Raw genomic sequence first — 21,823 nt, 5'->3', positions numbered from 1 at the left:
TATTGTGTAACCAGCACCATCTAAAAGTGGTTGGCCGTACAGTTGTACTGTGTTGAAAATTTCGGTCCGAGCCAGAAGTAGTTTAATGTCTGTTTTTGCTCATAGCAGGCCTGACAGCAATTCAGACAGGCTGCTTTGTGCCAGAAGCGGAAGTTTGCGATTTTAACTTATAGACAGTTAATTGAGTATATCATCTGGAATATTTAGTCCTACAATTGAATCACTATTGGTCGCATTACATACTCACTTCAAGTGTTAGATATTAATCAGAATCTAAACGTACACTCAGAAAATATCAGTGAAATTAACTTTATTCGGTGGTATGAATCAGAAACTCTTACGTTTAAAAAAATACCAGCCCGATACCACACAAAGAACATCTTGTAAGTTACATAACGTAGTGCTGAATTGGGGAGTTTACGGATTGACTCAAAAAAGACCGACGATTTTAATAAAATACTTCATATGCTTAAATGGAAAAGTAGATGTAATTAATATTGGACTTATTAGTGAGGCTCCTACTAAAAATTAGAACTTCAATATCAGCACGGCTAATCCACTCATTAATTTTAAATGTATTTCCTTTCAATTTTACTCAACTCCACAACCTGATGGCTAAATGATAGATTCACTGTATCAATATACTCAAAAACTTGCCCCTCAATATCGATAAAAGTGTTTTTTGGACCATTGCTAATGCGTATGCCTATTTCACCAAGTACTGTGATTATTTTTCTTTGATGGGTTTTATATTTGTAATCTTTATTTTCATCAGTTATGTATGCATTCGCCTCATTAATAACATCCTGAATATTATTGATTATAGCCAGGTAATGATCAGATACGGAAATATCCCCATCTTTTGCCTTTGGAAACATTATCTTATACCACCGAAATAGGTTTATACCTTCAGGGTAGATACTCGTTCTTTTGGAAAGTTCAGCACTAGAGAATTCGCGAAACATTGTAAGGTGAGCAGTGTAATTACTATTATTATTATTTTTAACACCGGAATAATAAGTCATCAAGGCAATAATTACACCAAAAACAGTTACAAAAGTCGTCATTAGGTAACCAAATGCTTGAAAATACAGCGTAATTCCTGAGACCTCTTTTGCAAGATTTTCCAGACATTGACTACTAAGGCAAAAACTTCTTTCATAAAGTCTTTTACCATCAATCGTCTGATACAATGATATGATTGTAAAAATAACAAAAATAATGGTTGCGAATACAACTATATAAATTAACGCTTTTAACTTCCCATTCACGCTGGCTTTACCTTTTTTAATCGTTCTTTAAACGTATCGACTATTCTATCAAATACTTTCGAGCGAGTTAGAATGATTAATTTATATAATGTAAGATTATATTTTCTCTTATACCAATGTTTGTTGCCATTGCCTTTTGAACATGAAGTTTCGAGACTAGTTACAGCAGACTCAACAATTGTAATATCTCTTGGTGATGGCATTGGTTTTATTGCCAACAACTGTTCTTTAAATAACTCATACTTATCATGACCAACACGCCCTAGCTTGTTTATGCGTCCCATGCATCTGTTAAATTCTTTTCTGTATGCCATGCTTGTTTTGGTGTTGTTTTTTACAGCAAGTTTTTTGAGATTATGTAGAGACGCTCTAATACGCTTCACTTCATCGCTAGGTAGTCGTGGGGAATTGTAATCCACTCGTAACCCATGTATTTTTATCGGCTCTGATGAACAGTGAAATATTTTAGTCTTACGTTTATTTACAGGTAAATCATGAGTGGAAAGCATATTTTCAATATGACTTAATATTTGCGTAAAATCATAACCATTAATTTGTGATGATACAGTAATATCATCAACTAAACGGGTGTATACAAGATTTTTTCTTATGGCTCTTTGATAAACATTCCCTTCTTGTGCGTAAAGACATAGAGTTGCTATATAACTTGATGTTAATGCTCCCTGAACTACAAAGTCACCCTTACAACATAAATTTGTGACATATTCCAAAGCTTCGTCTCGAATATTCAACACATTGTTAAATACATCACGAACCAAATCCTTATGAATATTATCAAAGAAATTACTTATATCTACTTTTAAAACTGTTTTTGCTCCACAATGAGCCTTTGCACAGGATACATAATCGCGTTTGATATTGGAATTTGCACCATCATTTTTACCAGGTACAGAACCAAAAAGAAACGGAGGGAAAATCACTAATTCTTTGAAAATTCTCTTGTTAATTCGAGATTGTAACAATCTCATCTTTGGATGAAGGGAGTAGACTACTCTTTTACTTCCATCTGCTTTTGGAAGTTCTTTTCTTACGTATTTTTCATCTTCCGGTAGTGCTGCAATTCCATTCAACTCATCAATTGAGATAGATAAAGTTTCAGCTAGTTTCTGAAGCGTTGAAATAGGGGCTTTTGATTTACTGTATGGTTTGAATTTGTCCATAATTTCACCAAACAAAGTTACGTACGGTCTACCCATGCTCAAGGGTGGAGACAACAAAGATGTTTACATCAACAATCGTCAGTAGCAGCCAGTGTTGTCTTTTCGACCGTACGTAATGTCGTCGGCTACGGCACCATCGTAGGTGGCGATGGTGGGGCCTTACCGATAGGTCCATAAAGGACGCTTTAATTAAAAAGCAAAATCTAACGATTTAAAAAGTTGATTGTCACATACTAAGCGGAACGCTAGTGCTACGTGTATGTTGCAATGAAATTTATCAGATTTCAACCAAATTTTATTGCAATTGAGACTTGCATGGTCGCGCAATACTTTCCCAGCCAGACCTTATCTCTTTAAATGGTGCTTACTCTTTAATGTCCGCTCCTAGTAAATCGCGAACTTCCGCTCCTCGCTCTTAGCTGACGGTTGGCTATTTATAACTAGTCTTGTCACTACGAAATCCTTTGAGAAGTTTGATATTACATGTTCGGTAGAATAATTAAGCGACAGGTTTGAAACCCTCGTTCCCGAGGGTTTTCGCCAAAAAATAGAAACAGAGAAATTATTTTAACTTAAGGTGATTTCTGTTGATTCTACTGAGCTTTAGAAATTGGTCTAGCGTCATTTTCATCATATCTTCGCTATGAATAACCAGATATCCAGCTTTTTCGGCGCACTCTTTGAAAGTCTCGAATGAAAGAAAGCATTCATCTTCCCTGGGCATTCGCACGCTAACAACTTTTCCATCTCTTACTGTGGTGAGAAAGGAATAATTTAAACGATTGGGAATTTGTTGCGGGGAGGGTAAACGATGCTCTTTGTTTTGGCTAAAGTAGCAGTCTTCCAGTTTTTCGAACACTTCCCAAGCTTGGTTTGTTTCAAGCATTTTGGCATGACGGGCAGCACCGCGTTCTGTCCAGAGAATGAGGGAACGAGTTTTGGGGGAAATTTGTGAGTAACCGAAAGTTACCCGCAAATTTTTCAGGTCATCTCCAACTAGCTTGAAGTAATGTTTTCCATCCTCGAAGCGAGTCTGGTTTCGGGAGTAGTTCATCTTGATGTTCGAAACATCGGTGCCATACAGTTGTGCTAGTAACTCAGTAGTAATAACAGGGATTTGATTATGCAGAATTGGTTTCAGCGTATCGATGCTGCTCATTTGGCACCTCCCATCACTACTTTAGCGACAAGAGAAGTTTTAGCATTAGATACGGCCTGATCATGGCTGGCAATACGCATTGCCTCGCGCTCTATAGCTTCGGCCAGCCGGAAACGATCAGCATATGAAGATTTTTTGAGAAGGATTTTTACAAGGTTGACGTAATAGTTATGAGGAAGGTTTGTCATAACGACCTCCGTTGCTTTTTTCGAATTACCACAATTGGGTGTGGTGCCAGGAGGTTCGAAACGGCGCAACAGAAGCCGCGGACTTATTTCCCTTTCGGGTGTTGTATTCGTCGCCCTCCCGACATTGATCGGGGATGTGACCGCACTTAGTGCCATCACTAAATGATGGGCATAAAAAATCCAACACTGACGGGGTTGGGGGTGACCGCTGTTACGAGGTTTCGACGCCTCTAGGCGGAGTATAGTCAGTGTTAGATATTTGAGTCAATCGTTGGGTGGTGAGACGTATAGGGTTGGAACTACCGGATCACCGACCGGCGAGCTTTTTAGCTCTCTGTACGCCCCACCATTGAATAGGGAGTGTCACTATTCCTGCCAGAGAACTAGTCTCTCATAGCTTTTTCGTACTGATAGTTGCAATCTCCACATAACCCATCATTGATTTGATCATCTTGATTAAGTGATACTTCACAACAACTACATTCTTTATATTCAAGCTCACAACTACACCAAAGACATTTTTGTTCAAAATTAGCAAAAGCTTCATGATTGCATTCATTACAGCTTTCGATTGACGCTTCTCCTCCATCTCTGGGATCGAAATAATGAATTTCATTTAATGTTTTAATTAGCAACTGAGCGGCTAGACTCGAATGCCCACACACTAAACAATCGTATCGAAATTTTTCTTCATCATACTCAACTGACCAATCGTCTTCTAATTGTTCTGCATTTGGTATTATTAGCAGAGAATTGCATGATTCACATTTAATTTCTTCAGTTAACGAAAGCAATCCTATTGGTACCCCTGCCTGATCCCAACGCCTGCCACAATTAGCTCTTGTATCAACAAAAAACTGATGGTGTTCCAACATGCTTTGCCACACATGACCGAGAAGTACACCTGGATGCTCTCTTAATTGTGACTGAATAAAGTCCCTTAATATCGGAAACAGCTCTGCTACAAAGTTTGCTACTTCACCATGAGTATTAGCAGGGTGAAGATGTTCTAAATGGTTTCGACATTCTTGAAGCTTTTCGATCACCACCCATTCAACCTCAATACCAAATCCTTCAAATCGTTTTTTTATTGTCGCTAGATCTATAGTTGTTTTTTTGAATTTACCGCTAGGAACCCATTTAACACCGCCTTCCCCATCAGTAACTGGTAATACTTCTGGAGGATTAAAAATTAATGATGATGCGTATTCTGGGTCATCAACAGAAATAGCAATTTTATATTTAAATAATAGAAGCACACCTGAAAATAAATTTCTTATCGCTGATAGTGCTCTAGACGGATCACCTCCTTCAACCAGATCTTTTCGGCATGTATTAAAATCTTCTACTCCAAGACGTATTGAGGTTAATGCATTTTCTCGCAACCGATCAGCATCCAGTTCAGGTATTATTTTATTGTGGCTCATGAGCCAAACCTCGTAGTTAAAAGAATTGATGATTTTAGACCCTTAGTACTTTATACCAAGAAAAGCATGAAGTTCATGTGCATTGCAAAGTAGGGGCGCTTTGGAAATGATATGGCATGGTATTTATGTTCGAAACTTGTCCGAATTCATCCGAAAATAATGATAATTATTTGATTTTTTGTGTATGAAAAATAACATTTTTCTGAACAAAAAATAATCGATATCTATATTTAACTATTTGATTGTATTCAGGTTTTATCATCCTCTTGCGAAATTAGGAATCGTATTCGGTCTTTTTTTAACTTGTTGACTTTAAAGGTGAATTTTTAGTAAAAACGAAAATACACGAAAATTACACGAATTTTGATATTCGGTCTTTTATAGCATCACGTATTCTTTTCCCCTCGTATCAAGATACTTGTTCGTCATCTTCTCCGATTTATGCCCCAGCAGTTTCATCGCAAATTCCTTACCTTTTTCCTTTTCATACAATCGTCCGGCTAAACTTCAGATCTCATGAAAAGTTGGCGGACTCTCATCAAAACGAAAATCTGTTCCTTTTCTCGCCGTTACGAATTTCTTTGTTAGGCTAGAGATTATGGCTTAAACACGATGGATGACTGCATGGACTTCAATAAATCCAGCGAAGCGGCCGCAAAATATCTGGCAGATCTACTCAAAGATTTTGATGGTGATGTGAATAAGGCAGTAGCTTCCTACAATTGGGGACAGAATAACGTCAAGAAATATGGATTAGGAAAAGCATCCACTGAAACTCGTAACTATCTCCAGAAGATTATGCCGGGCTTGCCCGCCATTCACCCTCAGCAAAACGAGTTAACTACCGGCCTCTCGGATATTAACGCATTACCTCCAATATTCTATAAACGCTCCACAACAAAGCTATGTCGGTGGTGCTGATCAGATTGCCAGCGCTATCGTCCAAGCTATGAGAGATAACAAAGCAGAGGTAGAACTGACGATTATTGATAGTAGAACGGGTGAACGCCGGGTTATTGCTGGGGATCAAAGTGGAAAGGTGGCAACTTCCATGAACTATCCATAATCTGATAGTATGTGAAAAATACAATTTTAGGGGATAGAAATGAGTGCTTGGCAAACTTTGTTATTTTTCTTCTTTGTTTTTCTGGTGGCTTTATTTTATTCATTCAAAAAAGAACCATCCAGAAAGCGGACTGTAATGAGGTTTATTGCAATAGGAATTGCGGTCTGTGGCGGGATAATATTCTTTATACTTTATAATAAAATGCAAGAGTTAAAAGTGTGCCCCAGTGATGTAAATAATTTTTATGCGAAGAATGGAACACTATGTTTTAGTTATCAAAATGTATCAAAAATGCTTAATGAGCAAAAGCAGATGGAAATTGCCAGCTTCAGGATTGTTAATCTTAATCTAGTCGTTATAGAAACACCCAATAATGGCCGGTTTAAAATAACAAAGGAATCCGGTGAGGATGGGTTTTATATTAACCCACTGGAATGAAAAAGTTATAAATAATTGTTGAAGATACTGACTCGCCTTGTGCGGGTTTTTTCATTTATGGAGGGGAGTGAAATGTCGCTGATCAGTAATGCACTTTCTGATTTATTAGGTACCGGTGGTGATAGTTGGCAGTGGTCAGAACGCTTGCATCCCGCATCTTTTCGTGGTGTTCCTTTTGCTGTATTGGCCGCTGACGGGTTTTTTGGCCGTCGCCAAGCCATTCATGAATATCCTTATCGAGATACTGCGTGGATTGAAGATTTAGGTCGTACTACTCGCAGCCTGACTATCCGTGGTTTTCTTATTCAGAATAGTGGCCTTTATAACGCGCCCGATGTCATGACTCAGCGTGACTCACTAATTGCTGCCTGTGAAATGCCGGATGCGGGAACATTAGTACACTCAACGCTGGGTCAGAAGCCGGTTATTCCTGATTATGAATGGATCACATACGGGGAGCGGGTCATGAAGCGGACATTACGAGCATCGCAGTATATTAAACAACGGGGAGCAGGTCAGAATAGCTGGTGAAGAAAACGGCATACCCTACGGTTTTACCTTCACTTTCACAGATCAATGCTTCGGTTTTACTTCCAGCGCTAAACAGTGTTTCGCGGATCTCATCCGGCGTGGTGACCACTTCTTCCGGCGCTTTTTCATACACCGCCAGTTCATAGATCATATCGTAAATTGCCGTTGCGTCTTCCGGGCGGGCCTGGCGAATCGTGATGCTCATTAGTTTTCCTGTCATTTCTGTATAGTGTCGGCATTGATAGCGCCAAGCATAAGCGTTATTGTCAGAAGAATTAAGTGCAATGAAATCACTCAATGATGAATATTATGCATCCAACGCTAAGACGTCTTGATTTAAACCTTCTGCCTGTTTTTGACGCGATTTATCGTCACCGTTCCGTTCGTCTGGCTGCGGATGAGCTGGCGATGAGCACATCGGCGCTGAGCCATGCGCTTTCGCGGCTGCGCATCACACTCAATGACCCCTTATTTTACCGGGAAGGCCACCGTATGTGCCCCAGTGTGTATGCTATTCAGCTCGCTCCGTCTATTGCTTCGGCACTGAACTACCTCAATCAGGAGCTGACTCCGCAGCCGAAGTTTGAAGCCTCCAATAGTACGGAGTGTTTTCAAATTGCGATAACAGATTTTACCGCGTTTTGCATTTTTCCTACCCTGATGCACAAACTACAGCACGAAGCGCCCGGCTTGCGCTTTGAGTTACTTTATTTGCCGCATAGCCCAGCGCTGACGGAACTGCTGGCGGGCGAAGTCGATTTGGCGCTTGGATTCAGCACACCGGATGAGATCCGGCATCCTGAACTGGAAGAGATCAACTGGTTCGAAGATAAGTATGTCGTCATCAGCAACAAAAGCCGAACACAGCTGACACTGGAAGATTATCTCGCCGCCCGGCACTTGGTTGTAACGCCTTGGAATGAAAAGAGAGGTGTTCTGGATTTACAGCTTGAGCAGATGGGTTATACACGGCAGATAGCGATCAAAACGCCGTCCATGCTTAGCGCGCCATTTATTGTTGCGGAAAGCGATCTGCTGATGGCGATTCCCCGTTTTGCCGCTGAGAAGCTGATTCCAGCAATGAATATCAAGATTTTTGCATTACCGTTCGAGATACGCTCGTTTGAAGTGAAGATTTATTCGCATAAACGAAGCGGTAAGCGAGAAGCGACTAACTGGCTGAAGGCGGTACTGCTAATGCTGGCGGAAGAGGCTAACTCAGGGCGGTAATGCGGAAAAGCTGATATTGTGAGGAGCCTTGCTTTCTTGAGTTTGGAGCGCTTTGTTTGGCTGTGACTTACGCCCCATGCATTAACATAAGTCATTAGAATCGAAAGTTTCACCTAAACTTTTTTCGCGGACTTTGTTTTTAGTCAAACTTTCATTGTTATCTGATTGCCTTGCTAAATTGCGGCTGGTATATCCGCTTCTCGCTCATAGTTGACAGTCAGTATTACTAACGAGTCCTTTCAGTACAAAATATTTTGAGAAGCTTGATTTTGCATGGTCGATGGAATAATCCTGCTTTTTCAGCGCACTCCTGGCAGTCCTCCAGTTTTTCGAACATTTCCCAAGCCCTACCTATTTCAAGCATTTTGGCATGGCGACAGAATTTATAAGTGGTAAGGGAATTTGGGTGGGGCGCGTTGGAATAAACTTGGCATGATATTTATATCCGAAATTTGTCCGAAATTTCATATTCGGTCTTTTTGGCGAGGGGATAGCCCCGTCTTAAAAACGGAGGAAATGTTATAGCATCACGTATTCTTTGCCCCGTGTATCAAGGTATTTATCGGTCATTTTTTCTGATTTATGTCCCAGAAACTAATTACAGTGAGCTGCAATTAAAAAGGTAGGAATAATCGACTCGTGTGACAAGGTTTAGTTACGCTCAGGGTACTGTATCAATATCCATATTTACATATATATCATGGGTTTGGCATCATTCTCTTCGCCATATCAGTGATATGGTTGTTGTGTTAGATATTGTTATAATGATCCGGATGATTTTTATGAAAAAGACATTATTGGCCAGTTCTTTGATTGCCTGTTTATCAATCGTGTCCGTTAATGTATACGCTGTAGGTGAAAGTAGTATTTCTTTAGGTTATGCGCAAAGTCATGTAAAGGCGAATGGACATTCTTTAGATAAAGACCATAAGGGTATTAATGTAAAATACCGTTACGAAGTTAACAATGACTGGGGAATGATTAGTTCGTTTACTTATACTGATTTGGATCACGATTCTTATCAGGGAAATACTAAGATTGGTGAAGGTGATTCTCGTTATTATTCACTGACTACAGGACCTATTTTCCGTATTAATGAATATGTTAGTCTGTATGGATTAATGGGGGTAGCTCATGGGAAAGTTAAATTTTCCACACCTGATGAATCAGTGAGTGCGAGCAAAACATCAATGACCGCTGGTACAGGGGTACAATTCAACCCATATCCAAACGTTGTTTTTGATGCCTCATATGAGTATTCCAAACTCAATGATGTAAAAGTTGGTACCTGGATACTTGGTGTAGGGTATCGATTCTAATCGTCCCCTTAGACAGTGAAAACCCATCTAAATGGTGGGTTTTTTGCTATGGCGGTTCACATTACAGGCGGTTCTTGCAAGAGTTATCGATAATGCGCACGCAAAGTTATTAACGGCACCCGTCGCTCAATCTGACCATTGATGACTTTTCTTATTTAGGGAAAATGGGTGACAGCCAGCAGAGGTTACTGTTGGCTGTCATCATCATATCTCTAGCATAGTGTCCGGTTTGCTTAGACCATTATAATTAATCAACGGAGGAGCAGGTCACACAAGCACTTGCGAGATATTTTTTCATATCAAATACCGGTTTTATATTGAGCTATTCGGCAGCATTATTAATACAATGACTGAAGAATATAATTAGCCGCTTCTATTCGGACAGGATTAGGGTAATTTTTATTAGCTAACATCACTATTCCGATCTTCTTCTCTGGGATAAAAGCAATATATGCGCCGAAACCATTAGTGCTACCCGTCTTGTGTACCCAAGATGCTGGAACCGCAGAATATGGAGGCATCAATGCGTTAATTTTATGGGGTTGCAAGGCAATCTCATTGCTACTGGAATCAATGACTTCTTGTGGATTAATAGGCCAGTCATACATTTCCCATCCCAGACCTTGGAACATGTTCCCTGAGCGGTAATAACGCGATTGGGCACTGATGATGGCTTTCTTTAATTTATCATTATCAGCAAGAAGTGTTTCCGGCTCAATATTTGCCTGCATAAACTTTACCATATCTTGTGCAGTAGATTTTACTCCGTAGGCTTCAGCCGCCAGCACACCCGGAGTGACACGAACAGGTTGGCCATCTTTATATCCCCACGCGTAGTCTGACTGCATGGAATCGGGGACAGTTATAAAGGTATGGGTTAACTTTAAAGGTTGAAAAACATGTTTGACCATATAGTCTTCAAACGACAAATTACTTTTTGTCACTGCCAGGGCGCCGAATAATCCAATACTGGCGTTGGAGTAATTTCGCATCACGCCGGGAGCCCACTGCGGCTGCCATTGTTGATAGTATTGCCACAATAGTTTCATGCTAGTGACAGAATCAGGAATCTGAAGAGGGAGACCACCCGCGGTGTATGTCGCCAAATTCAGCATGCTAATATCTTTCCACTGACGGCCCGTTAGCTCTGGGCTGTATTTTGTTACAGAGTCACTTAGGTTAAGAATACCGGTTTGCTCAGCATATCCACCGACTACCCCAGTGAATGTTTTACTGACTGAGCCGAGTTCGAATAAGGTATTTTCCGTTACAGGGCGGCGATTTTTTATATCGGCAACGCCATAGTTAAAGAATAAGGGTTTGCCGTCGTAAAACACAGCAACGGCCATACCGGGAATATCTTGTTTTTCAATTAATGGGGCCAGGGTGTTATTGACAATAGTGGCTATCTGCTGCTGGGTGAGAATCTTTTGTTCAGATGCATAAAGCGGCGAAGTTGCAAGAGTGGCAAAAATTAGAGAACTGATAATAGAGGTTTTCATTGTGAGGACATCTTCCATGGGTTATTAAACGGCAAACAGTCACTTCTGTCCGTATCTAGTTTAGCTTGTATATTATAACGCACTATGCGCTGTTGACCACTGAGTCAGAAAATGAATAATTGAACTAAAAATTACAACGTAATTAATACGTTAGATTGGGTGTTAGTCTATGTTGTGAGAAGAGTGAGGAGAAATTGTACTGCTGAACGGTCGCATTAGTAATGTAGTAATCAGCTGAGTAAGGCGGAATGTACCGCCTTTACTGGTTATTATCCCTTGGTGGCAATAACATCACACTCCGTAGTTACGTGGTTTTTCTCTGAAAGGAGATACATGCGAAATTTAGATTCAGTAATGGCTGTTACGCTAAGTCGATTGGACCGGAGATAAGACTCGGTATTATCCCTGAAACTCAGTTCGTTTGCGGTGTTAATACCTTGGTAAGTCATTTTAATACCATGGAATTCCATGACAACATCACCATCTTCCGCCACGTACTGATGAGCCTTTGTACCATCGTTGCATTGATAGAAGAATTCTTCTACGGCATAAGAAGATAAGGGCATTACCAGCGCAATAAACAACAAGAGCCTTTTCACTGGGCATCCTTTTGATAATTAAATTATGAGCCGTAGATTTTACAATAAATTTCAATTTCCAAAAAATCATTGATCCTCAATATCAGCGCTAGCACTAATCTCTAAGCGCTTTCTGTGATGTTGCTATGACTCCGCTATCTCCCAGCTAAGCAGTTTTGTAGAATTTGTAACGTATCGTGGTATAGTCCGATTTTTACGGAAAATTATGCTGACTAACTCATCCATTCGTCTTAACAAATACATTAGCGAGAGCGGTATCTGCTCGCGCCGCGATGCTGATCGTTACATCGAACAAGGAAATGTTTTTATTAATGGCAAGCGGGCTGCGGTTGGCGATCAAGTATATGTCGGGGATGTGGTGAAAGTTAATGGCCAACTTATCGAGCCGCGTGACGAAAACGACTTGGTGCTGATCGCGTTAAATAAACCGGTTGGTATCATAAGTACTACGGAGGATGGTGAATCCGATAACATCGTTGATTTTGTTAACCACAGCAAACGCGTTTTCCCTATCGGGCGTCTCGATAAAGACTCTCAGGGTTTGATCTTCCTGACGAATCACGGCGATTTAGTCAACAAGATCTTGCGCGCTGGGAATGATCACGAAAAAGAGTATGTAGTGACGGTTAATAAACCGGTGACTGATGAGTTTATTCTCGGCCTGGGTGCGGGTGTGCCAATGTTGGGAACGGTGACCAAAAAATGTAAAGTAAAAAAAGAAGCCGCCTTTGTATTTAGCATCACGCTAGTGCAGGGGCTTAATCGCCAGATTCGTCGTATGTGTAAGCACTTTGGTTATGAAGTGACTAAGCTTGAACGAACCCGCATTATGAACGTCAATCTGAAAGGCTTGCCACAAGGCGAGTGGAGAGATTTAACCGACGATGAACTGACAGAATTATTCAAGTTGATTGAGAATTCGTCGTCTGATGAAAAACCGTCAAAAAAGCCGAAAGTCAAAGTTGTTGCAGATAAAAAGCCCGTCATTGCCCGAGCTAAAAATACTGAGAAATCAGAAGGTAATTCTGCTGCCCGTAAGCGTTTCACTCAACCAGGACGCAAGAAGAAAGGGCGCTAATTACGCGTGATTTTTACTCCCCTGGTGGCTAATTAATCGTATTTTTTGTGAACCAAATGGCGTTGTATTTTATAACAACGCCAAATTTTGAGTTCTTTTTAATCGGGTACTTAATTGAATCAACCTAATGGGGTAAACATCGGGAGTAATAAAGACAACTTAATCACGATAGCATTGGCTATATCCAAGAAAAATGCCCCGACCATCGGAACAATAAGAAACGCAACATGAGATGGCCCGAAACGGTCGGTTACTGCTTGCATATTGGCAATTGCCGTTGGTGTAGCGCCTAAACCTAAACCACAATGCCCCGCAGCAAGAACCGCAGCATCATAATTTTTCCCCATAACTCGGTAAGTCACAAATATTGCGTATAATACCATTAACAGTGTTTGCACCAGTAAAATAGCCAACATTGGGAGGGCCAGGGAGGCTAACTCCCATAACCTTAAGCTCATCAACGCTATTGCCAGGAAAAGGGAAAGGCTGACGTTACCCAATATAGAGACTGCACGGTCAAATACCTGATAAAACCGAGTGTAAGCGAGTATATTACTGAGAATAACCCCAACAAACAGGACATAAACAAAGACGGGTAATTCAAATATTGACCCTGCCAGCAGTTCCCTAATATAGCCGCCGATCATCAGACAAATGGTAATCATGGCAATGGTTTCGACCAAAACCAGTGAGGTGATCATTCGCCCTGATTGAGGTTTTTCGAAAGTTGTTGGTTGCAACGCATCCTCTGGTCTTCCATTAGGTGTCGCAGAATGCTTAATGAGATAAAGTGCAACAGGCCCGGCGATTAATCCACCTAATACCAAACCGAAGGTCGCACAGGCCATCGCAACTTCAGTAGCATTAACTAATCCATAATTCTCAACAAATACACTGCTCCAGGCGGCCCCAGTACCATGTCCGCCAGACAGAGTAATAGTCCCGACTAATAATCCCATTAAGGGTTCCAGTCCGAGTATTTTAGCCATACCAATGCCAATCGTATTTTGTAATAACAACAGACCAATAACGACGATGATAAATTTTATTAATACTTTTCCACCGGCCCTTAAACTGGCGAGATTAGCATTAAGACCAATTGAGGCAAAAAAGGTCAACATCAATGGATCACGTAATGATGTATCAAAGTGAGCTTCCCAACTTGTGGTTTGGTGTATAAGCAGAAATATTAATGCAACCAATAGGCCACCAGCGATGGGGTCAGGGATAGCATATTTTTGTAATAAAGGGATTTTTTTGACGCATTGCCGTCCTAGTAATAGAACCAGACTTGCAGCGACGAGTGTGCTATAAGCATCAAATTGGAACATTTTTGGAATCCTTTATATGTAAAAGTAATAACCCGTTATTTACGGTGTTCTTTACACATATTCAGATATTTTATGAAGGAGGATTCATTGTAAAACTCCTGGCAAAAGGGATGCTTACTTATGGTCTTTTTTGATGAATATTTATATACCATAATTCAATGCTTATATTGCACTTGATGCTTAATTAAAGCGTAGCAGGGATTTTTATTTTATTACTCCCAGCGCCATAAAAATTTTCGTATAACATGTTGTTTACACTATGAAGAGGGCATACGGGGTTATTACTGTAGGGAGAGTTAAATTTAGGCAGTAAAACTAACTCTAAATGTATTACTCAGATTTATCGCTATCAGAGTGGCGGTAGACTTCACCACAAATCAATACTACATCGGGCCTTCTTTCATGAAGACGAGCAGCTACAGCCATACACTCATGACGTGTTGCATAAATATCGTCAGTGACGGGCAGAGCCTCGCAAGCATCCATTCCGCAGGTGCTAACCAGTAAAGCAAATCCTATGAGCATATATTCTCCTTATTTATAGGATTTATATGAGTATAGCGTATTTACAGAAGAGGTCGCTCACTCGTTTTTTATCGAAGCGATAGGTATTCCCTTGGAAGGTGAAAAATTAACCAAATTTGGTAATGGCCACTCCGGCCATAATAATGGCACTGGCTATAAGCCGTAATACCGAGGGTTTTTCTTTTAACATCCAGATAGAAATCACCATCGCGAAGAGGACGCTGGTTTCACGAAGTGCGGCTACTAAGGCGATTGGCGTACTTTTCATGGCCCAAATGACAATGCCATAAGCCAGTAATTGCATGGCCCCCCCGATGATGCCGTGACGCCAATGTTGTCGGATTTCACGAAAAACCACATTGCGATGCAGAATCCAAAGTAGCCCAAACATGGTCATGCCATTGAACATAAATAGCCATAAAATATAACTGAGCGGTTCAATACTGGCACGACTCCCCGCCCCATCGGATAGGGTATAACAGGCGGTAAATGCCGCAGTTGTTAATGCATAGAGGGTAGCCCTGAGATTAAGTTTATTTGGGCCATGGCGGCCATCAAATGTCATCATAATGACCCCAGAAACCAAGATAACAGCCCCTAATAATGCCATTGCTCGTGGGATTTCAGATAAAATTAACCACGACAGCAGGGCGCTTAATAATGGTGCTACACCACGGGCAATCGGATAAATTTGTCCAAACTCTGCTTGTTCGTAGGCTTTGCTGAGAAAGAGGCAATAACCGGTGTGAAAAGCGACAGACAGGAGTAACCAAGGGATCGCGCTAAGTGAGGGTAAACCTACAAAGAAAATACCGAAGAATGAGATGACACCGGAAAAAAAGGCCATCACCGAAATAGCCACTAAACGGTCAGTACCAAATTTGACTAAAGCATTCCAGCTAGCATGCAATAGCGCTGCACCCAATACCGCAATAAATATTTCCGTGCTCATTTCATCTCCTTATTTAGGCGCATCAGTTTACCGTGGATTACTTTGTTTGGCATGAAAATTAGTGGGGTAAAAATCAAATAGGACTCTTACCATTATGATTAGAGGGTGTTTGAAATTTAATGAAAAGGAATATATCTATCGAACGTCCTCCATATAAAAAGGTATTGAAAATGAGACTGAATAGCCTGAAGGCTAGTGCTTCCTAAAAAAGCGGTATTTTGGCATTATACCGGTATGCAGTATTTTTTTAGGATAAGTGATGAAACAGTTCCCTTTTGATAAACGTTATGAGATTGAAGATGCTAGCGGTGTTGTTGAGTACTATATTGATGGCGATGAGTATATTCGTGGTCAGGATGGTGTGCCGGGTTATCGAATTGCAGGTTATGAAGTGTACGAACATAATGCTGAAGCCAAACTCGCTGGTTTCCTGGAAGGGAAACATATCACAACCCCGGATGCGGATATTCTGCTGACGATTTTAGATGATATTCCCACAGAAGATTAATCTTCGTTAGTGTATTTTTCGGCTATGGGCTGCGATATAAATGTTATTCGCAGCCGATGAAAAAGCGAGAAGTCACACATGAGATATGTTTGAGGGCATAAAGCATATGGTTGCTCAATTTACTATGGAAAACCTTGTCGGGCTGGTTGTGGTAATCAGTTGTGTCATTGCTTTATTAATCGTCTCGGTGTGGGGAATGAGACGGCACCATTCTCGTTATAGTTTTATATTACAATTTGTCAGCTTCCTGCTGTGGTCTGTCATGGTGATTGTGGTGGGGAAGATCATCAATAATGCACTTGCTGATATAAAGATAAACTTTATCACGCCCAAGACAGTTAATTTTATCTGTATGTCAGTTATCCTGCTGATGTTGATGCGCCGGATGTTTGTATTATTTGATGTATTGGAAAAGCGACAGATAGCAAAAGGGAGTGATATCACCAGCGCTAAAATTATCTCGCGCATGCTGAAAATTACCTTTGTGGTGGTGGTCGTTCTGCTCTATGGTGAGCATCTGGGCATGAGTTTTTCCGGGTTGGTTACCTTTGGTGGTATTGGGGGGCTTGCCGTCGGTATGGCTGGAAAAGATATTTTGAGTAATTTCTTTTCTGGTGTGATGCTTTATTTTGATCGTCCTTTTAATATCGGAGACTGGATACGTTTGCCAGATCGCCATATTGAGGGTGTTGTTGTTGAAATAGGTTGGCGGCTGACAAAAATAATGACGTTTGAAAACCGTCCACTGTATGTTCCTAACTCCATATTCACCGATATTAGCGTTGAAAACCCAGGCCGTATGACCAATCGCAGAATAAAAACTACTTTGGCGCTGCGGTATGAGGATGCGGATAAAATGGGGAAAATCGTCGATGAGATGCACACTTTTTTAGCCAATAATGATGACATTGACCATCAACAGACCTTATTGGTCTATTTCAATGGGTTTGGCGAGTCTTCTCTCAATATTATGGTTTATTGCTTTACTAAGACAAGGGTATGGGCTGAATGGTTAGCCGTTCAGCAGAGCTGTTATTTGAAATTTATTGATATAGTACATAAGCATGGCGCAGACTTTGCGTTCCCCAGCCGCACACTTTATCTCGAAAATAACACAGAACCACCGGAAACTTCGGCGAAACAGTAAAATCGACTAATGTATCTTTTAGCAATAATCAGATGGAGCCACAATGAGTCAGCAAACCATTACGTTGTATACTGATACGGATTTTTTCAGCCCTTATGTTATGTCTGTTTTTGTATCACTGACAGAAAAAGCCCTTCCTTTCACTCTAAGTGCGATTGATCTGTCTGCTGGCGAGAATTTGCGTAAAGAGTTTGGCAAGCTCTCGACCACTCGTCGTGTACCAACCCTGATAATTGATGATTTTCGATTATCAGAATCTTCAGCTATTTCTGAATACTTAGAAGAGCGTTTTCCTTCACCGGAATATGCACGGATTTTTCCACAAAATAAGCAAGAGCGCGCTAAAGCGCGTGAAATCCAAGCTTGGTTGCGCAGTGATCTTATGCCGATTAGAGCTGAACGTCCCACGGAAGTTGTCTTTGGTGGAGTGAAAATGCCCCCCTTATCAGATGCGGGGCAACAAGCGGCGCACAAACTTATTTCAGGGTTGGAAACTTTACTTTCGGATGGTCGGAAGAATTTATTCAGTGAATGGTGCATTGCAGATACTGATTTGGCGTTAATGCTTAACCGGCTGGCGCTCAATGGCGACGAACTGCCGGTATACCTGCGTAAGTATGCAAGTTATCAATGGCAACGGCCATCAGTGCAGCAATGGCGTGCGTTGTCACATAAAGAGTAATAGCCCATACGGTGGGGGGAGAAACTCCTGAAACCGCAGAGTAGGGGGGATGACTCGTACCACTCACAGCAACAGTGGCTTAATCGATAGCCCGCATTTAGGCGATCTTCATCAAAGTAATATAAAGTTAGTGAGTTACCTATGGCCGTATTGTTGGAAAATATAATGATAAAAAGTGGGAAGTTAATACGTGCCGTGGTGCTACTGACAGGTTTTTTTTTATTAGGCGCTTGTAGTCAATTACCTAGAAATCCAGTACCTGTGGCGTTAATGCCTGAAGCGGAAATCCCTGGAATGCCTAATGTTCGCGCGGGAGCTGGGCATATTAGCCCAATATTTGAAGCTGACTTACTGCAATCTTATAAAGACGAACCGAAAGAGATGTTCCGCGTGGCTGATGGGACTCATGTTTATCCTCACTTAGCCTTATCAGGCGGAGGCCCTAATGGCGCTTTCGGTGCCGGTTTTTTGAATGGCTGGACTAAAACGGGCAAGCGGCCGATTTTTAAAGTGGTGAGTGGGGTATCAACCGGCGCTCTGATTGCGCCTTTTGCCTTCTTAGGCAGTGATTATGACCAGGCGCTGCATGACTTTTATACCACAACGACCACCCAGGATATTTTCCATCTGGATAATCTGCTGTTTCGTCTATTTTTCCGCGAATCCTTGGCTGATACTAGCCCACTCTCTCAGCTCATTGATGGCCATATCACCCCTCAATTACTGAGTGAAATAGCCAAGGCCCATCAACATGGGCGGCGGTTGTATATGGGCACGGTTGATCTTGATTCGCAGCGCTTTATTGTGTGGAACATGGGGCTGATTGCCACGAAAGGGACACCAGAAGCTTTAATATTATTCCGTAAAGTAATGCTTGCCTCTTCCTCTGTACCCGTCGCTTTTTCACCTGTATTTTTTGATGTGGTGGCTAAAGGTCAACATTACGATGAAATGCACGTCGATGGTGGAGTTGCGGCACGAGTTTTTTACAATGGAGGGGTATACAGCTCGAAAGTGGTGCGTGCCAGAGCGGGCTTAGCCGAGAGTAAAGAAGATATATATATTATTCACAATGGTCAGCTTGGCCCACAACCCGCACCCACTCCGCGATTGGTCCGGAATATTGCTTTACGCACACTGGATTCAACCAGTAAAGCGGCATTAGTCGGCGATTTATATCGAATTTATGCTTTCTCATTGGCTGAAAAATCAGGATTTCACTGGATAACTATTCCATCGGATATTGATATTAACGGCGCAGAGATTTTTGATCCGGTGAAGATGGAGCATTTATATCAGGCGGGTTATGCGCAGGCTTTACAGGGACCTAAATGGGCGTTACGGCCACCGGGTGCTATTGAAATGGGGGCTTTATTGCAATACGCGCTCTCTAATGAGAACGGGGTTACAGATTCACATTGAGTTACATCAGACTAAAATAACTACATCTGGCTAAATAGGGGCAGCGAGCCATCAACAACTGCGGCACTGATATAGATAATAAAAAGTGAATAGAGAAAGAAATTGCTGATCATTTGACACCTCGGTTACCTACAGGGGTAAAACATGTGACTATGTCAGAACCCTTACACTATAGACTTTAATTGAATAAAAAGCGCACAACAAATGAATAAATAATGAATTTATTGTTGCGGATTTGCGACAAAATAGGTTTTTTTAGAAAATATCGAGACTGCAGGTCAAATTTTGCCAGTCAATAAGGGCATGGGGTCAAACGAGCTAGAGGTATGAGTGGCTAATGATATTTATTGGATCTCGTTTTTTATCAATCGGTTAGCACAAATAGAAAACAATTTAAGCAGCATATGAGCAGAGAGAGTGAGATTGTGCTACACTATGCGACCGATAATCAAGGATAAAACATGAAAAAAGTCTCAATCATTGCTCAGTGCTTAATAAACGCTAAGAGTTTCAGTGAGATGTCCGAAGCTGAATCCTCGATAAAAAAGGTTTTCAACGACAGTTATGCCGATCATTCGTTTGATGAATGGAATACGGATGTTTCTACGTTGAGCGCGAACCGTATTATCAGCCTGGTTGCTGGTGCTTCCAAGGTTCGGGTCAGAGGGTTGATCCAAGAATTATGGAATCACTGATCCCAGACCAAGGGTTTCCAATAACCTGCCTACCATTTCACTACGCCAAGCATGCCAGCCATGCAGCGTGGTGAATATTCCCCCTCGTATCTTTCCATTTCCTGCTTGTTTCTTTCCATTGTCTCCTGCAAAACCGGTTATTTCCACTGAGTCACATCTCATCCGGTAAAGATAATCTGAGTAACGCTGACCACTCCACGGTTTAGGGGCGTTGGTTAACGAAATCTAATGAGGTTGTACAACTGAGAGGCGAGCATATGTCATTTCTTGATAGCATCAGAAAATTGGTTAGCAGTGTCAAAGTGAGCATTAAGTGCCCGGATTGCGGCGCGACATCTGAGCAGAGCACAGAAAAAGTGCACAAAAATACAGCGCTAGTGTGCCCAAAATGTGGTTGTTTATTCTTGCCTAAAGACAAAAAATAGTGGCGCTTCACTCAGCCAAAAATCATAGATGCCCACCGCAACAGCATTAATGCGCCACAGATGCAAAGTAACACCACAAACATTTTCCAATGTTTTTTATGCAAGCGTTTGGTCACCATAGGTCTTTATTTTTACCTCGATAGCTTTGTTTGATTTGAAATTGCTTTGCGGGATTTATTTTTTTACCGCAATTTAGGTATAGTAGCGAAAATTTATGTTGATGCGAGAGTGAGTTCGTAGCGTTAAAGCATAATATGCGCTGCATCAATAATATTACGAATAGGAATAATGAAACTATGGCTGCAATTCCAAAAAAATATGAAAACGCCGAACGTTGGGCTTTTGGTGATACTGAACAAGTCGCGGATGATTTATTGGCATTAGTCCTGAATGGCACTAAAACAGCAACTTGTGCTGCATTGGATGAAGAAGGTGTCCCACAGGCGGGTGATGTATTTGTTGTGGTTAATGGCCGCAATGAGCCGGTTTGTGCAATCGAGCTGACGGATGTTGAGTTGAAAACTTTTGATCAGGTTGATGAGGCGCATGCTTTGGCTGAGGGGGAGGGCGATCGTTCTCTGACGTATTGGCGTAAAGAACATCAGCGTTTTTTTGAAGAATACGAACTATTTTCGCCGGATATGATGTTGATTTGCATGCAATTCAAAGTGTTAGAAATATTCTGATAACAGCGGTTGTGATGCAAACATCAAGTGATTTTTAGCCGTCGGCTTTATCGGATGTAGCAGTTTTATTGAATGTAAAATGAAGAAACCGCCACTCATAAATTTTAGCTATGGGTGACGGATCTTTGAACAATCAAGTTACCCTCATCACCCAGGCGTCTTGATGTTGGTCATAATGTTTTTTGTAGAGCAGCGTATCTTTACCGTCTAGTGTTGCAGGAATACTGGTATTTTCGTCCCACCCATCTAGCTGCATACACAATTCGGGATCTGATTTACACGGGATACTGAGCGTGTTTTCACCTTTATCCAATGGTGCGGATAATACTGCGTCATCCACTTCGAAACTTCTGATTTTTACCACAGTTTTTCCCATAAAGACTCCTTCTTTACCGAGTGGTATGAGGTATGACCAGATTGGCCACCTTATTGAGAATAGCCGAGCTAAAAAAAAGCGCCAG

At 41.3% G+C, this 21,823-nt stretch carries 24 protein-coding genes and 3 pseudogenes; 13 read left to right on the top strand and 14 right to left on the bottom strand.

The features are described 5' to 3' along the window. Positions 1–569: 569 nt before the first annotated feature. The 6 genes and pseudogenes from DX162_RS17695 to DX162_RS22625 all read right to left on the bottom strand — a co-directional run. Positions 570–1,271, bottom strand: a complete 702-nt coding sequence (locus DX162_RS17695) for a retron Ec48 family effector membrane protein (RefSeq protein ID WP_032820972.1) — start codon at positions 1,269–1,271, stop codon at positions 570–572. Further along, on the bottom strand, positions 1,268–2,452 hold the full coding sequence (locus DX162_RS17690) for a reverse transcriptase family protein (protein ID WP_244916310.1): 1,185 nt from the start codon (positions 2,450–2,452) through the stop codon (positions 1,268–1,270). Before DX162_RS17690 ends, DX162_RS17695 begins: the two co-directional genes overlap by 4 nt. Positions 2,453–3,014: 562 nt before the next feature. Continuing rightward, complete coding sequence (locus tag DX162_RS17685) at positions 3,015–3,611, bottom strand: ORF6N domain-containing protein (RefSeq protein WP_004392757.1); 597 nt, start codon at positions 3,609–3,611, stop codon at positions 3,015–3,017. Next, positions 3,608–3,799: a hypothetical protein gene (locus tag DX162_RS17680; RefSeq protein ID WP_032820969.1), complete on the bottom strand. Its 192-nt coding sequence runs from the start codon at positions 3,797–3,799 to the stop codon at positions 3,608–3,610. The genes DX162_RS17685 and DX162_RS17680 overlap by 4 nt, the downstream gene beginning before the upstream one ends. A 383-nt stretch (positions 3,800–4,182) precedes the next feature. After that, the gene (locus DX162_RS17675; RefSeq protein ID WP_004392756.1) at positions 4,183–5,226 is read right to left on the bottom strand and encodes a hypothetical protein; all 1,044 of its coding nucleotides are present in this window, start codon (positions 5,224–5,226) and stop codon (positions 4,183–4,185) included. A 378-nt stretch (positions 5,227–5,604) separates the two neighbouring features. Further along, positions 5,605–5,814 (bottom strand): annotated as a pseudogene (locus DX162_RS22625) (site-specific integrase); the annotation flags it as partial. A 36-nt stretch (positions 5,815–5,850) separates the two neighbouring features. On the opposite strand from DX162_RS22625, the gene DX162_RS22620 reads away from it, so the two are divergent. From DX162_RS22620 to DX162_RS17655, 3 genes and pseudogenes are all read left to right on the top strand, one after another. Continuing rightward, on the top strand, positions 5,851–6,147 hold the full coding sequence (locus tag DX162_RS22620) for a lytic transglycosylase domain-containing protein (RefSeq protein WP_004392755.1): 297 nt from the start codon (positions 5,851–5,853) through the stop codon (positions 6,145–6,147). 184 nt (positions 6,148–6,331) lie between these two features. Continuing rightward, entirely contained in the window at positions 6,332–6,730 is a 399-nt protein-coding gene (locus DX162_RS17660; RefSeq protein ID WP_004392753.1) for a hypothetical protein, read from the top strand. 72 nt (positions 6,731–6,802) lie between these two features. Next, positions 6,803–7,156: pseudogene (locus DX162_RS17655) on the top strand (DNA circularization N-terminal domain-containing protein); the annotation flags it as partial. 82 nt (positions 7,157–7,238) lie between these two features. On the opposite strand, the pseudogene DX162_RS17650 reads toward DX162_RS17655, so the two are convergent. Next, positions 7,239–7,466: pseudogene (locus DX162_RS17650) on the bottom strand (N-acetyltransferase family protein); the annotation flags it as partial. A gap of 92 nt (positions 7,467–7,558) precedes the next feature. Here DX162_RS17650 and DX162_RS17645 point away from each other — a divergent pair. Together DX162_RS17645 and DX162_RS17635 are read left to right on the top strand one after the other, a co-directional pair. Next, positions 7,559–8,491, top strand: a complete 933-nt coding sequence (locus DX162_RS17645) for a LysR family transcriptional regulator (RefSeq protein WP_004392750.1) — start codon at positions 7,559–7,561, stop codon at positions 8,489–8,491. Positions 8,492–9,273: 782 nt separating this feature from the next. Then, positions 9,274–9,810 carry an Ail/Lom family outer membrane beta-barrel protein gene (locus DX162_RS17635; protein ID WP_032820976.1) on the top strand — a complete coding sequence of 179 codons (537 nt, stop codon included), beginning with the start codon at positions 9,274–9,276 and terminating at the stop codon, positions 9,808–9,810. Positions 9,811–10,148: 338 nt separating this feature from the next. Here the strand turns inward: DX162_RS17635 and ampC are convergent, their stop codons facing one another. Both ampC and DX162_RS17625 read right to left on the bottom strand, forming a co-directional pair. Further along, on the bottom strand, positions 10,149–11,312 hold the full coding sequence (gene ampC, locus DX162_RS17630; protein WP_071777701.1) for a class C beta-lactamase: 1,164 nt from the start codon (positions 11,310–11,312) through the stop codon (positions 10,149–10,151). Between the two features lie 269 nt (positions 11,313–11,581). Then, on the bottom strand, positions 11,582–11,911 hold the full coding sequence (locus DX162_RS17625) for a hypothetical protein (protein ID WP_032820965.1): 330 nt from the start codon (positions 11,909–11,911) through the stop codon (positions 11,582–11,584). A 205-nt stretch (positions 11,912–12,116) separates the two neighbouring features. On the opposite strand from DX162_RS17625, the gene rluF reads away from it, so the two are divergent. Beyond that, complete coding sequence (rluF, locus tag DX162_RS17620) at positions 12,117–12,989, top strand: 23S rRNA pseudouridine(2604) synthase RluF (RefSeq protein ID WP_049560088.1); 873 nt, start codon at positions 12,117–12,119, stop codon at positions 12,987–12,989. Between the two features lie 119 nt (positions 12,990–13,108). Here rluF and gltS read toward each other — a convergent pair whose 3' ends face one another. The 3 genes from gltS to DX162_RS17605 all read right to left on the bottom strand — a co-directional run bounded on the left by gltS (position 13,109) and on the right by DX162_RS17605 (position 15,797). Next, the gene (gene gltS / locus DX162_RS17615) at positions 13,109–14,320 is read right to left on the bottom strand and encodes a sodium/glutamate symporter (RefSeq protein WP_004392745.1); all 1,212 of its coding nucleotides are present in this window, start codon (positions 14,318–14,320) and stop codon (positions 13,109–13,111) included. A gap of 330 nt (positions 14,321–14,650) precedes the next feature. Next, positions 14,651–14,845: a hypothetical protein gene (locus DX162_RS17610; RefSeq protein WP_032820964.1), complete on the bottom strand. Its 195-nt coding sequence runs from the start codon at positions 14,843–14,845 to the stop codon at positions 14,651–14,653. Between the two features lie 106 nt (positions 14,846–14,951). Continuing rightward, on the bottom strand, positions 14,952–15,797 hold the full coding sequence (locus DX162_RS17605; protein WP_004392744.1) for a DMT family transporter: 846 nt from the start codon (positions 15,795–15,797) through the stop codon (positions 14,952–14,954). Between the two features lie 259 nt (positions 15,798–16,056). Here DX162_RS17605 and DX162_RS17600 point away from each other — a divergent pair, with 259 nt between their 5' ends. From DX162_RS17600 to DX162_RS22465, 6 genes are all read left to right on the top strand, one after another. Further along, positions 16,057–16,305 (top strand): hypothetical protein, encoded by a 249-nt coding sequence (locus DX162_RS17600; protein ID WP_004392743.1) that lies wholly within the window; start codon positions 16,057–16,059, stop codon positions 16,303–16,305. Positions 16,306–16,411: 106 nt separating this feature from the next. Beyond that, positions 16,412–17,452: a mechanosensitive ion channel family protein gene (locus DX162_RS17595; protein ID WP_004392742.1), complete on the top strand. Its 1,041-nt coding sequence runs from the start codon at positions 16,412–16,414 to the stop codon at positions 17,450–17,452. 43 nt (positions 17,453–17,495) lie between these two features. Then, complete coding sequence (gene yfcF / locus DX162_RS17590; RefSeq protein ID WP_004392741.1) at positions 17,496–18,134, top strand: glutathione transferase; 639 nt, start codon at positions 17,496–17,498, stop codon at positions 18,132–18,134. Positions 18,135–18,299: 165 nt separating this feature from the next. Beyond that, a complete protein-coding gene (locus DX162_RS17585) occupies positions 18,300–19,556 on the top strand; it encodes a patatin-like phospholipase family protein (RefSeq protein WP_032820962.1) in 1,257 nt (418 codons plus the stop codon). A 461-nt stretch (positions 19,557–20,017) separates the two neighbouring features. Continuing rightward, positions 20,018–20,251 carry a hypothetical protein gene (locus DX162_RS17580; protein WP_005272441.1) on the top strand — a complete coding sequence of 78 codons (234 nt, stop codon included), beginning with the start codon at positions 20,018–20,020 and terminating at the stop codon, positions 20,249–20,251. A gap of 257 nt (positions 20,252–20,508) precedes the next feature. Continuing rightward, on the top strand, positions 20,509–20,676 hold the full coding sequence (locus DX162_RS22465) for a YnfU family zinc-binding protein (RefSeq protein WP_216360670.1): 168 nt from the start codon (positions 20,509–20,511) through the stop codon (positions 20,674–20,676). Positions 20,677–20,687: 11 nt separating this feature from the next. Here DX162_RS22465 and yniD read toward each other — a convergent pair whose 3' ends face one another. Continuing rightward, on the bottom strand, positions 20,688–20,795 hold the full coding sequence (yniD, locus tag DX162_RS22615) for a small membrane protein YniD (RefSeq protein WP_086017152.1): 108 nt from the start codon (positions 20,793–20,795) through the stop codon (positions 20,688–20,690). Positions 20,796–20,972: 177 nt separating this feature from the next. Between yniD and DX162_RS17575 the strand changes: the two genes are divergently transcribed. Next, on the top strand, positions 20,973–21,362 hold the full coding sequence (locus DX162_RS17575) for an ASCH domain-containing protein (protein ID WP_004392736.1): 390 nt from the start codon (positions 20,973–20,975) through the stop codon (positions 21,360–21,362). Between the two features lie 133 nt (positions 21,363–21,495). On the opposite strand, the gene DX162_RS17570 is transcribed toward DX162_RS17575, so the two are convergent. Beyond that, positions 21,496–21,738, bottom strand: a complete 243-nt coding sequence (locus tag DX162_RS17570; protein ID WP_032820961.1) for a YebV family protein — start codon at positions 21,736–21,738, stop codon at positions 21,496–21,498. Positions 21,739–21,823 lie beyond the last annotated feature (85 nt).

This window comes from Yersinia kristensenii (assembly GCF_900460525.1).
Classification (GTDB): Bacteria; Pseudomonadota; Gammaproteobacteria; order Enterobacterales; family Enterobacteriaceae; genus Yersinia; species Yersinia kristensenii.
The sequence above is the reverse complement of the archived record's forward strand: the minus strand, read 5'-3'. Positions and strand labels throughout refer to the sequence as shown.